Here is a 12315-nt window from a genome sequence, read left to right on the forward strand (position 1 = left end):
CCGGACGCCCGTACCCCCTGCGTGGGGTGCGGGCGCCGGTCGTTCTGGTGGCGGCGGACAACCGACAACTAACAGATAACAGATAACAGAAAACGAATGTTGAAAGTTGTCATCCGTTACCTGTCATCCGTCAGCTGTCGTCCGCCGACCGTCGGACCCGGGCCTCCGTCACCGCGCGGTCCTCGATCGGCACCTGCTGGACCGGCCCCGGTTCCGGCCCCGGCGCCGGAGCCGCCGGCTGTTCCGGACCGTGCATGGTGGTGAGCAGCTGCCGGGCGAGGCCGAGGCCGGTGCCGCCCATGGTGAGGGCCTTGGCGAACAGCTCGCCAACCCCGTCGGCGCCGTTCAGCAGGATCATGTGCTCGACATTGCCGAAGGACTCGGCGGCGGCCAGCACGATGTCCGGCCACTTCTCCGCCAACTCCTGTGCCACCACGGCCTCCTGGTTCTCCGAGAGGGCGGCGGCCCGGGCCCGGATGCCCTCGGCCTTGGCGAGCCCGATCGCCCGGGTCGCCTCAGCGTCCGCCAGACCGCGGGCCTCGGCGGAGGCGGCCTCCGCCTCCCCGGTGGCCCTGGTCGCCTCGGCGGAGGCGAGCCCGCGCAGCTTGGTGGCCTCCGCGGCGGCCGCGGCGGCGATCTTGACCTGGCCGGCCTCGGCCGCCGCCTTCAGCTCGGTCTCCTGGGCCTGCGCCTGGGCGGCGGAGATCCGGGCGTCGCGGTCGGCCTCGGCCCTGGTGCGGGTCTCGTACGCCTTGGCGTCGGCCGGCTTGCGGACGTCGATCTGCAGCTGCTGCTCCTTGCGGCGGGCCTCCAGCTCGGCGACCTTGGTCTCCTGGACGACCACCTCCTGCCGGGCGGCGGCCTGGGCGAGCGGTCCGGCCTGCTCGGCGCGGGCGTTGGCGGTGTCCCGTTCGGCCTGGTAGGCGGACTGCTGGATCTGGCTGTTGCGGGTGGCCTCGGCCTTGCGCGCGGCGGCCTCCTGCTCCGCCTCGGTGGCCATCCGGTCGGCCTCGGCCTGGGCGATCCGGGCGTCCCGCTGGACGGCGGCGGCGTGCGGGATGGCGAGGTTCTTGATGTAGCCGGTGGGGTCGATGATCTCCTGGATCTGCAGGGTGTCGATGATCAGCCCGAGCTTCTCCATCTCCAGCCCGGAGGCGGCCCTGGTCTCCCCGGTGAGCCGCTCGCGGTCCCTGATCATGTCCTCGACGGTGAGCCCGCCGACGATCGAGCGCAGGTGGCCGGCGAAGACGTTGTGGACGCGCTGGCTGATCAGCTTCTGCTGGTCGAGAAAGCGCCGGGCGGCATTGGCGATGGAGACCTCGTCGTCGCCGACCTTGAAGATCACCACGCCTTTGACGTGGACCGGGATGCCCTGTGAGGTGACGCATTCGACGTTCAGCTCGGCCTCGTTGAGGTCCAGTGAGAGCCGGCGGACACCCTGGAGACCCGGCGTGACGAAGGTCCCGCGGCCGGTGACGATCCGGAAGCCCAGACCGTCGCCGACCCCCTCGGTCCGGTGCCGGGAGCCGGAGATGATCAGAGCCTCGTTGGGCTCCGCCACCCGCCACATGAGTTTGAAGAGCGTGATCCCGAAGACCAGCGCGGCGACGACGGCCCCCGCGATGATGAGCACCATGGTTCAACTCCCCCTTCCGGCGCATGAGATGCGCCGGTTCGGATTGTCCGCTCAGGGCAACTCGAAGGAAAGGGAAGTGACGTGACGGGCTGTCACAAGCGTGTCACGGGAAGACCGGTGCCACATAGACGGTCCGGGGCGGGTGGTACTCGACCACCACCACCGGTGTGCCGACCGACAGCCGGTCGCCCGGTACGGCGAGGTAGGCCAGGAAGGCCTCCGTCCCCTGGCGCTCCCTGACGTGCACCATCACCTCGCCGACCAGACCGGCTCCGACCGGACCGGTGACCCGCCCTGTGCTTCCGACCACTACGGCCTCCCTCGTCGCCTGCCCGTGTGACTGCCAGTCTGCCGGGCCGGGCTCCCCCGGTGGGCCCGCCGGCCGAATCGCCGGGCACCGACCCCCTCTGGACCAGCCGCGATCGGCTCGCTACGGTGTTGGACGTCATGCGCGGGCAATACCGCCTGCGGACACGGGAGCTCGGAGCACCGGGCTGAGAGGGCGCTGACCGGGACGTCGCTGGACGTGCCGAACGCTGCGCCGACCGCAGGAACCTGACCGGGTAATGCCGGCGTAGGGAGTTGAAGGTCTGATGACCACTTTTGATGCACAGCCGCAGTCTGCCCAGAACGCCGCCGTCAGCAGCGCGGGCACCGGCTATCCGACCCCGGCCTGGCGCAAGGCCTACCGCGACGGGTCCCGCCCCGACCTGCGCGTTCCGTACCGCGAGGTCGTGCTCACCAACGAGAAGAGCGTCCCGCTCTACGACACCTCCGGGCCGTACACCGACCCGGCGTACGAGCCCGACGTACGGCGCGGCCTGCCCGCGCTGCGCGACGCGTGGATCCGCCAGCGCGGCGACGTCGAGGAGTACGACGGCCGCGAGGCCCGCCCCGAGGACGACGGGATCAAGCACACCTCGCCGCGCGGCGGAAACCTGAAGAACCTGGACGCCGTCTTCCCCGGCCGCCCGCGCCGCCCCCTGCGCGGCCGCGGCGACGCCGCAGTCACCCAGCTCGGCTACGCCAAGCGCGGCATCGTGACCCCGGAGATGGAGTTCGTCGCCCTGCGCGAGGGCCTGGCGCCGGAGTTCGTCCGCTCCGAGGTGGCGCGCGGCCGGGCCGTCATCCCGGTCAACGTGAACCACCCCGAGGTCGAGCCGGCCGCCATCGGCACCAACTTCCTGGTGAAGATCAACGCCAATATCGGCAACTCCGCCGTCACCTCCTCGATCGAGGAGGAGGTGGAGAAGATGACCTGGGCCACCCGCTGGGGCGCGGACACCGTGATGGACCTCTCCACCGGCCGCAACATCCACACCACCCGCGAGTGGATCCTGCGAAACTCCCCCGTGCCGATCGGCACCGTGCCGCTCTACCAGGCGCTGGAGAAGGTCGACGGCAAGGCCGAGGACCTCAGCTGGGACGTCTACCGCGACACCGTCGTCGAGCAGTGCGAGCAGGGCGTGGACTACATGACCGTCCACGCCGGAGTGCTGCTGCGGTACGTCCCGCTGACGGCCCGCCGCAAGACCGGCATCGTCTCGCGCGGCGGCTCGATCATGGCCGCCTGGTGTCTGGCGCACCACCGGGAGAACTTCCTCCACACCAACTTCGAGGAGCTCTGCGACATCCTCGCCCGCTACGACGTCACCTTCTCGCTCGGTGACGGCCTGCGGCCCGGTTCGATCGCCGACGCCAACGACGAGGCGCAGTTCGCCGAACTCCGGACGCTGGGCGAACTCGGCCGGATCGCCCGGGCCAAGGACGTCCAGGTGATGATCGAGGGCCCGGGCCACGTCCCGATGAACAAGATCAAGGAGAACATGGATCTCCAGCGGGAGATCTGCGACGAGGCGCCGTTCTACACCCTCGGCCCGCTGACCACCGATGTCGCCCCCGGCTACGACCACATCACCTCGGGCATCGGCGCCGCGATGATCGCCTGGTGGGGCACCGCGATGCTCTGCTACGTCACCCCCAAGGAGCACCTGGGCCTGCCCAACCGGGACGACGTGAAGACCGGCGTCATCACCTACAAGATCGCCGCCCACGCCGCCGACCTCGCCAAGGGCCACCCCGGCGCCCAGGCCTGGGACGACGCCCTCTCCGACGCCCGCTTCGAGTTCCGCTGGGAGGACCAGTTCAACCTGGCCCTCGACCCGGAGACGGCCCGCGCCTTCCACGACGAGACCCTCCCCGCGGAGCCCGCCAAGACGGCCCACTTCTGTTCCATGTGCGGCCCGAAGTTCTGCTCGATGAAGATCAGTCAAAAGATCCGGGCCGAGCACGGCGAGGGCTCCAGTGCCGTGGAGACCGAGTTCGACGCCGAGGCCCTGGCGGGCATGAAGGCCAAGTCCGAGGAGTTCGCCGCCCAGGGCAACCGGGTCTACCTCCCGCTCGCGGACTGATCGGGCTCCACCGTCGGCATGGGCCGGGAGCGAAGCCGGGCTCGCGGCCCATGCCGACCGACAGCAGTGCCGGGAAGCGGAGGGGCTTCCCGGCACTGCGCTCAGGCTGCCCGCCCGGCGCTGTAAATGATCGTTATGGGCAGGTGCCGCACGTTGAGGCGGTTCGCATCCCCGGCTTCGCTCGCAGCCACGACGGTGTCGAGCCCGCCCTCTGCCGAACGTTCCGGGAACGGCCGGTGCCCCGGGCCGCGAAGGTTGCCCGGGGCACCGGTGTCGGTCAGTTCTGGGCGGTGAAGGTGGACGGGACGGGGGTGCCGATCACGGTCAACGACGCCTTCACGCCGATGTCGACCGGGCCCTGGTCGGTGTCCGGAGCGAGGCTGAGCGAGCCGGAGAGGTAGGACCACTGCCCGGTGTATTCGGTGAGCGACAGCCGCACGTTGTAGTGGTGGCTCGCACCCTTGCCGAGACCGCCGGCCACCGGCGGCAGCTTCCAGACGTTGTCCGAGCCGGGGACCGTGATCCACTGGTCGTCCTGCAGCACGTCCAGCTTGAGGGTGGCCGGGATCGGGCGGGAACCGTCGCTGAAGCGGAGCGTCGGGTTGATCGTCGAGTCGATGCCCGCGCCGTTGTTGGTCAGGCCGAGATCGGTCTCGAACGGCTCCTTGTACGAGACGGTGCCCATGTTCTTCGTGAAGGTCTGGACGAGGGCGCCGGTGGGGGAGGCGACCGGCAGGGTCACCGGGTCGCTGTTGGTGCTGTCGTTCAGGTCGTTCACCAGCCCGACCTGCACGGCGGTGTCGTCCGCCGGGAGGGCGGCCTTCAGCTTGAAGGAGACCGCCCAGCTGTAGGTCGTGTGGGCCGGCACCTTGAAAGGCACGAAGTACATGGAGTTCTCGGGCACGACGTAGCCGGAGAAATCGCTGTTGTCGCCCCAACTCATCAGGCTGTAGGTGGCCGGTGCGGAGATCGCCTTGGCGCTGAAGTCGATCCAGGTCCATCCCCTCGGGGCGGAGCCCACCGGCGTGACGGTCACCGCCGGGTGGAACGGCTGCTCCTGGTCGGAGTTGTTGGTGACGGTCATCGTCAGGGCCGCGCCGTTGCCACCGCGGGTCAGCGGGGCCTGCCCCGCAACCGGCTCCAGGGTGGCTACCAGGGGCTTGGCGTCGCTCGGTGCGGGGATGTCGGCGAAGGCGGTCGCCGGGGCGAGCGCGGCGGTGCCGGTGGCGACCACCAGCGTGGCGGCGGCGAGCAGGCGGGAACGGCGGGTGGACGAGTGCGTGAACATGGGTAATTTCCCCCCCAGAGGAACCAAATGCAGACGTTCGCTGAGGCCGGTCCGCCTCTTCGTCGCGGGCCCGACAGCTGCGATGTGAAGATCTTCTCAGGTGGATCGTTTGCACACCAGCACAAAACCAGTCACTGCCATATAACGAGACGTCGGGCCGACCGTCGGCAGTGATGGTTCGAGTACCGCCGGCGCCCGGACTGGGCGGAGGCTGCGCTGTCCAAGGCCCAGAACGAGGGTGAAGTGGTGATCAATCCGATCGTCTACGCGGAGGTCCCGGTGGCGTACGCCGCGATCGAGGACCTTGACGCCGTTCTTCCTGCCGAGGGCTTCGCGCGGGAGCCCCTTACGAGGCGGGGTTTCTGGCCGGCAAGGCATTTCTGCTGTACCGCAAGCGCGGCGGGCAGAAGCCCGCACCGTTGCCGGACTTTCACATCGGTGCGCATGCGGCGGTGCGCGGCTACCGGTTGTTGACCCGTGATGCCACGCGCTACCGCACGTACTTCCCGAGCATCGAGTTGATCTGCCCCTGGCCGGGCGTGACGGAGATGCCGATGGTGCTTGCTTTCATGTTCTGCTTGATGAAGATCTCCCAGCGGTTCCGCGCCGGTCAGCCGGAGGCGGAGTCGATCAGGCCGGCGACCCGGTCGGCGGTGAGGATGCCGAGGAGGTAGCCGTCGTCGTCGATGACCGGCCAGACGGTCAGGTGCTTGATCCGCATCGCGACAGCGGCCGTGGAGAGGGTCATGGTCGGCCAGGCGAACGGGCCGCGCTGGTGCCTGGTGCTGCTGACCGGGGTGAGTTCGGTGTACCAGGGCGGGGCGAGGAACGGGTGGAGTCCCGTCCGGGTGACCAGGCCTTCGCAGCGGCCGTTGTGGTCACGGACGAGGAGGTAGGGGACGCCCGCGCTGCGGAGGATGTCGTCGGCCTGGTCGACGGTGCTGTCGTCGGGGATCTGGTACTCGAACGGTTCCATCGCGTCGGCGACTGTGAGGTCGTGGCGAAGGCCTGTCGGCTTCGTGGAGTGGATGGTCACGGTGTCACCGGTGCCTGACTCCGGTGCGGCGAGGGCGGCCGCCCGGAAGGGTCCTTCGTCCAGGACGAGGCCGGAGAAGGTGACCGGGATGCGGGGTGCCCTGGACATGTCCAGGCTACTCCGGGCCAGGTCGGCCCGGGGGCGGGACGGCGCGGAGTACCGTGGGAGGCAACCGAGGACATGTCGCACACCGGTACCCACATTGGTGTCGCCCTGGGTCATGATCGGTCCTCTTTCCGGACCGGACGGGCGGCTCCTGATGATGCCGATTCCGCTTCCCACTCCTTCCGCCCCGGGGCCGTGGTCCGTCCCCGGTGTTCCCCTGCTGCCGCGGCTGGTGCTGGAGCCGACGATGTCCCGCAGCGGGATGTTCGACGGCGCGTGGTGGCCCCGCACGAAGGACGCCCGGGCCGAGCTGCCGGACCTGATCACCGCGCTCAGTGTCCATCTGGGCCCCATCCTCCGGGTCGGCCTGTCCACCTCGGCCTGGTACCACATCCCCCGGTCGGTCACCGTGGACGGTCAATCGGTCCGGATCGGCTGGTTCCCCGCCAGCGCCGAGACCATCAGCCTCACCCGGGGCTTCGAGGACCACTTCCTCCTCCTCGTGGTGCCACCCGGTACCGAGCCGGGTACGGCCGCCGCCGCCATGGCGGGGGCGTCGGCGCCGGGGAACCACTCCCCGGCGGCCGAGCTGCTCGGCCGGCCGGTTCGGTGGCTGAACACGGGTCAGTAGCACGTAGCTGGGCGGGTGTTGGCCGCTCAGACGTCGTCGGGGCCGGTGAAGGCCGGCGGGGTGTAGCCGGGGCCGGTGAAGTCGGGGGTGGTGAAGGCGGCGGTACGCGGCTCGCGGCCTTCGGGGTCGGTGAGGCCGTCGGCGCCGGGGCTGGTGAAGCCGGGGCCGGAGTAGTGGCCGCTGGAGTAGCCGGGGCTGCTGAAGTCCGGGCTGCTGAAATCGGGCCGGGCGGATTCGGGCCGGGCCGGGTCCGCCGGAACCGGCCCGTCGGCGGGCGCCGGGGTGCCGGGCGGTGCTGCCGGGTCGGCGTGCAGACAGGCGTGCAGGTACGCCACCAGGGCGCGGTCGCGCAGCGCGCGCTGCCAGGCGCGCCGGGCGTCGGCGACCTCGGTCGCGAGCCCGGGGGCGGCGCCGGCGGGGGCCGCGGAGCCGTCCCGCAGCGCGGTGAGGACCAGTCCGACGATCCCGGCCGCCATCGCGACCAGGCCGGCCGCCAGTGCCAGCCAGCCGGCCGTCAGGACCGAACCGGCCAGCGCCAGACCGGGGTTGGCGGCGCGCAGCGTGTACCCGATGAGGAGCAGGACCAGGGCGGCGGCCCAGGCGAGGATCGGGGTGAGCACGGTCAGGACCGGGAACAGTCCGGCGCCGCCGTTCGCCGAGCGCAGCTGGCTGAACAGCCCCGGCGCGCCGGCCGTGCCGCCCTGGCCGGGCGGGGGCGTGTCGCGCAGGCTCTGCCGCAGCCGGGTGTAGTGCGCGTACTCGGTGGCGGCCGCGGCCGCGATGTCGTCGGCCTCGCGCAGGGCCTTGGTGCGCAGCTGCTCGGCGGTGAGGGCGCCGGGCCCGCGCAGGGCGGTGAGGATGGTGCCGTCGCGCAGTGCTTCGTCGAGGAGGCGCTCGAAGTCCGGGCGGTCCTCGGCGAGCAGATGCGGGGCGTTGTTCATACGGACCCCGTTCATGCGAACCCCGTCCGCTCCGCCGGGCGGGCACGGAGACGGGCCGCCACACGAGCGGCCGGGTGTGGTGTGCCTCGATGGTAGGGGCGGGTGCGGCCGCGTTGACAGTCGGTTTCCGGAACTTTGCCCCCGGCCGGGGAACGGCGCAGGTCAGGGGCGGTGGCGAACGCCTGTCCGGTTGACGGACGGACGGACGGACTGGCGGAGGGGCGGGCGACGCGTCGGTCGGTTCGGCGCGGCCGACCGGTTCAGATCGGGAGCCGGGCGACCAGCAGCCGCCCCTCCATGGTGACCCCGCCGTCCATGGCGACCGCGAGGTCGTCGGCGTAGATGTACGGGCCGGGGATGTGCGGCGGGGCGCCGTCGTCGGCGTGCACCGCGCCGGTGAGGTACGGGATCGGGCTGTGGCCGTGCACCACGCGCGCGCCGCCGTAGGTGTCGAGCAGCTCGTGGACGGCCATCGGGCCGGCGTCGCCGCGGAAGGCGAAGCGCTTGGTGAAGCGGCGGAAGCAGTCCCACCACTCGTCCACGCCCTCGTCGGCGAGCAGGTCGTGGACGGCGTCGTTGACCGCGGCGATGGAGTCGCCGTACTCCAGGTAGGCGGTGGTGTCGGAGTGCAGCAGCAGGTGGCCGTCCTCCAGCGCGATGGCCGGCAGCCGGGAGAGCCAGCTGATGTGGTGCCCCTCCAGGCGGTCCAGGTCGTGCTGCTGGCCGCCGTTGAGCCGCCAGGCGGCGAGGAAGGAGGCGGTGCCGGCGGTGGACTGGACGGGCTCGTCGCCGTACCGGGCGGCGCCGAGGAAGAGCAGTTCGTGATTGCCCATCAGGGCGCGGCAGTAGCCGCCGGCGGCGGCGGCCTCGGCGGCGAGCTGCATGACCAGGTCGATGACGCCGATGCCGTCGGGGCCGCGGTCGGTGAAGTCGCCGAGGAACCAGATCCGGGAGCGCCCGGCGGACCAGTGGCCGTCGGCGTCGATCAGGCCCTGGTGGCGCAGTTCGGAGCGGAGTTCGTCGAGGTAGCCGTGCACGTCGCCGACGACGTAGAGCGGGCCGGGGGGCTCGCCGGGGCCGGGCGCGGGGTAGGGGTGGTACGGCAGGCCCGGCTCGGTGAACGGGGGGCCGAGCTCGATGGTCGGCGGGTCGTCGCTCTGGTGCGCGGCGGCGGGCGGGGAGTGGTCGGGGAGGGGCTGCTCGTAGCCGGGGTGGTGGCCGGTGTGCTCCGGTCCGGGGTGGTGGCCGGTGGTGTGCGGGGCGCCGTGTTCCTGGTCCTGCCCGGGGGCCGGCCAGTGCTGTTCGAGGTACCGGGCGCCGCCGTAGCCGCTGTAGGTCTCCGCCTCGTACGAAGCCTCGGGATAGCCCCCGGCGGGCTCCGGTTCGTAGTAGGTGCCGTAGGGCAGCACGTCGAGGTCCGGCTGGTGGCGGGGGCCTGAGTCCGGGTGTTCAGGCCCGGGGAAGCGGTCCTCGGGTGTCATTCGCCCATCATAGGAAGACCACTCTCCCGGCGTCGTCACCTGGTGGGTATCCAATCCTCCGGAGCGTCAGCCGGGCGGTCCGTCAGGTCCGTTTTGTCCCGGCTAGGTATGGTCTAGATCTCGCCCGGGGAGCGGGGAGGGCTGACGGTGGTGCGCGGGCTCCGCCGCTGGGAGGAGGCGCGCACGATGAGCTCGGTGGGCATCAGCGTGCCGGGCGGCGGGCCGGTGCCGGCGGTGCGGAAACGGGGCGGGAAGAGCCGCGCGATGTCCACGCCGGTGCCGGAGTCCACGCCCTCGATGGCGTCGATGAGCAGGTTGACGACGGTGGTGCCGATCCGCCGGGGCTTGAGCGAGAGCGTGGTGATCGGCGGTTCGGTGGTCGCGTAGACGTCGCTCTCGCTGCAGCAGACCAGCAGCAGGTCGTCCGGTACCCGCAGGCCGTACCGGCGGGCGGCGGCGAGCAGATCGGTGCCGTTGGGGTCGAAGAGCCCGTAGACGGCGTCCGGCCGGTCCGGGCGGGCGAGCAGCCGGTCGGCGGCGACGGCGCCGGAGGCCGGGTCGTGCGCGGGGTAGGTCTCGTACACCGGCTCCTGGCCGACCTTGGCGCACCAGCCGAGGTAGGCCTCGGTGGAGAGCCGGGTGTAGGTGTCGGTGCTGGTGCCGGTGAGCAGGCCGATCCGGCGGGCGCCGGCCTCGGAGAGGTGGTCGAGGATGCCGAGCACGGCGGCCTCGTGGTCGTTGTCGACCCAGGCGGTGACCGGGCAGTTGCCGGGCTTGCCGTCGCTGACCACCGGGACGCCGGACCGGTACAGCTCGCTGACCAGCGGGTCCTGGTCGGGCGGGTCGATCACCACGGTGCCGTCGAGGGCGATGTTGCCCCAGACGTCGTGCCGGGAGGAGGCGGGCAGGACCACGAGCGCGTAGCCGCGGCCGAGGGCGGCGCTGGTGGCGGCGCGGGCCATCTCGGCGAAGTAGGCGAACTCGGTGAAGGTGAAAGGCTCTTCACCGTAGGTCGTGACGGTCAGTCCGATCAGGCCGGATCGTCCGGTGCGCAGGGTGCGGGCGGCTGCCGAGGGGCGGTAGCCGAGGCGCTCGGCCACCTCGCGCACCCGGCTTCTGGTCTCGTCGGGCAGGCGGCCCTTACCGTTCAGCGCGTCGGAGACGGTGGTGATCGACACTCCGGCGGCTGCTGCCACATCCCGGATGCCGGCCCGCTCCAGACGTCGTGAGGTGGTGGGTCGCCGACCGCTCTGGTTGGCTGCTGCTGTCATGGCGGACCGATCGTATGGCTCCTGACAAGGGTCTGTGACCGGCGCATCGGAAGCCTTCGGAGATACGTTTCTCCAAGAGTGAGCCCGCCCACGCCCCTTCGATACCTGCCCGAAACCGGCCGTCTTACCTCTGACATGTGCCAAAGGAACCCGGCAGAATGGCTGATCTGCACCGGTAACCCGACCGGGCATCTCACTCCTACGGGTGAGCGCGGTCGGTATCGTTCGGGGCACCCGACCGGGGTGGTCCGGGTGCGTTCCGAGATCCCGGGTACGGCGGCGATCCCGTTCGTGGCGGGCGCGAACGCAGCGGAGAGAGAAGGAGAAGGACCGTGAGCGGTACGGCAGCACAGGGGCCCCGGCTGAGGCCGACCCTGGACGGCATCCCCACCTACAAGCCCGGCAAGCCGGCCGGCGCCGACGCCTACAAGCTGTCCTCCAACGAGAACCCGTACGAGCCGCTGCCCGGTGTGCTCGAAGCGGCGGTCGCGGCGGCGGGCTCGCTCAACCGGTACCCGGACATGGCGGTCACCGAGCTCACCGCCGAGCTGGCCCGGCACTTCGACGTCCCGGCCGAGCACATCGCCACCGGCACCGGCTCCGTCGGCGTCGCCCAGTCGCTGATCCTCGCCACCGCCGGCCCCGGCGACGAGGTGATGTTCGCCTGGCGCTCGTTCGAGGCCTACCCGATCATCACCCAGGTCGCCGGTGCGACCCCCGTCCCGGTGCCGCTCACCGCCGCCGGGGACCACGACCTGGACGCGATGCTCGCCGCGGTCACCGGGCAGACCCGGCTGATCTTCGTCTGCAACCCCAACAACCCCACCGGCAACGTGATCCACCGCGCCGAGCTGGAGCGCTTCCTGGACGCGGTGCCCGCCGACATCCTCGTGGTGATCGACGAGGCGTACATCGAGTTCATCCGCGACCCCGAGGTGCCCAACGGCATCGACCTCTACCGCGACCGGCCCAACGTCTGTGTGCTGCGCACCTTCTCCAAGGCGTACGGCCTGGCGGGCATGCGGGTCGGCTTCGCGATCGCGCACGAGCCGGTGGCGAACGCGCTGCGCAAGACCGCCGTCCCGTTCGGCGTCACCCAGCTCTCCCAGGACGCGGCCGTCGCCTCGCTGCGCGCCGAGGAGGCGCTGATGGTCCGGGTGGACGCGCTGGTCGAGGAGCGCACCCGGGTCGTCGCCGGGCTGCGCGCCCAGGGCTGGGAGATCCCCGACACGCAGGCCAACTTCGTCTGGCTGGCGCTCGGTGACCGCTCCCCGGAGTTCGCCGCGGCCTGCGCCGAGGCCGGCGTGATCGTCCGCCCGTTCCCGGAGGGCGTCCGGATCTCGATCGGCGAGGTCGAGGGCAACTCGATCTTCCTCTCGGTGGCCGAGGCCTTCCGCAAGGAGCTGTAGGGCCTGTCCGGCAGCGCCCTGCCGGGCCGTCTTCCGCCCGCTCACCCGCACCGCCGTGCTCGACCTCGACCTGCCGCCGCTCGACCTGGTGCCGTCGCTGACCGGC

Annotated in this window: 10 protein-coding genes and 1 riboswitch; of the genes, 3 read left to right on the top strand and 7 right to left on the bottom strand. The window is 71.3% G+C overall.

Going from position 1 to position 12315, the window contains the following annotated elements; translation table 11 throughout:
- Positions 1–130: 130 nt before the first annotated feature.
- Together AB0P06_RS33055 and AB0P06_RS33060 are read right to left on the bottom strand one after the other, a co-directional pair.
- Positions 131–1636 carry an SPFH domain-containing protein gene (locus AB0P06_RS33055; protein WP_363613971.1) on the bottom strand — a complete coding sequence of 502 codons (1506 nt, stop codon included), beginning with the start codon at positions 1634–1636 and terminating at the stop codon, positions 131–133.
- Between the two features lie 103 nt (positions 1637–1739).
- Complete coding sequence (locus tag AB0P06_RS33060) at positions 1740–1946, bottom strand: hypothetical protein (RefSeq protein ID WP_363613972.1); 207 nt, start codon at positions 1944–1946, stop codon at positions 1740–1742.
- 153 nt (positions 1947–2099) lie between these two features.
- A riboswitch (TPP riboswitch) is annotated at positions 2100–2234 on the top strand.
- On the opposite strand from AB0P06_RS33060, the gene thiC reads away from it, so the two are divergent.
- Positions 2230–4047, top strand: coding sequence for a phosphomethylpyrimidine synthase ThiC (gene thiC, locus AB0P06_RS33065; protein WP_363613974.1), 1818 nt, complete (start codon positions 2230–2232; stop codon positions 4045–4047). (Overlaps the previous riboswitch by 5 nt.)
- A gap of 277 nt (positions 4048–4324) precedes the next feature.
- Here the strand turns inward: thiC and AB0P06_RS33070 are convergent, their stop codons facing one another.
- Both AB0P06_RS33070 and AB0P06_RS33075 read right to left on the bottom strand, forming a co-directional pair.
- On the bottom strand, positions 4325–5335 hold the full coding sequence (locus AB0P06_RS33070; protein ID WP_363613976.1) for a hypothetical protein: 1011 nt from the start codon (positions 5333–5335) through the stop codon (positions 4325–4327).
- Positions 5336–5945: 610 nt separating this feature from the next.
- Positions 5946–6479, bottom strand: coding sequence for a CBS domain-containing protein (locus AB0P06_RS33075; protein WP_363613978.1), 534 nt, complete (start codon positions 6477–6479; stop codon positions 5946–5948).
- 154 nt (positions 6480–6633) lie between these two features.
- Here AB0P06_RS33075 and AB0P06_RS33080 point away from each other — a divergent pair, with 154 nt between their 5' ends.
- Complete coding sequence (locus AB0P06_RS33080; protein ID WP_363613993.1) at positions 6634–7107, top strand: DUF5994 family protein; 474 nt, start codon at positions 6634–6636, stop codon at positions 7105–7107.
- Positions 7108–7133: 26 nt separating this feature from the next.
- Here AB0P06_RS33080 and AB0P06_RS33085 read toward each other — a convergent pair whose 3' ends face one another.
- The 3 genes from AB0P06_RS33085 to AB0P06_RS33095 form a co-directional block, all read right to left on the bottom strand.
- Positions 7134–8063: a hypothetical protein gene (locus AB0P06_RS33085; RefSeq protein ID WP_363613980.1), complete on the bottom strand. Its 930-nt coding sequence runs from the start codon at positions 8061–8063 to the stop codon at positions 7134–7136.
- A 245-nt stretch (positions 8064–8308) separates the two neighbouring features.
- Entirely contained in the window at positions 8309–9529 is a 1221-nt protein-coding gene (locus AB0P06_RS33090) for a metallophosphoesterase (protein ID WP_363613982.1), read from the bottom strand.
- Between the two features lie 113 nt (positions 9530–9642).
- Positions 9643–10800 carry a LacI family DNA-binding transcriptional regulator gene (locus AB0P06_RS33095; RefSeq protein WP_363613985.1) on the bottom strand — a complete coding sequence of 386 codons (1158 nt, stop codon included), beginning with the start codon at positions 10798–10800 and terminating at the stop codon, positions 9643–9645.
- 332 nt (positions 10801–11132) lie between these two features.
- On the opposite strand from AB0P06_RS33095, the gene hisC reads away from it, so the two are divergent.
- Positions 11133–12209 carry a histidinol-phosphate transaminase gene (hisC, locus tag AB0P06_RS33100; RefSeq protein ID WP_363613987.1) on the top strand — a complete coding sequence of 359 codons (1077 nt, stop codon included), beginning with the start codon at positions 11133–11135 and terminating at the stop codon, positions 12207–12209.
- Positions 12210–12315: the final 106 nt, after the last annotated feature.

The sequence above is a fragment of the Kitasatospora sp. NPDC088351 genome (assembly GCF_040685575.1).
Taxonomy (GTDB): Bacteria; Actinomycetota; Actinomycetes; order Streptomycetales; family Streptomycetaceae; genus Kitasatospora.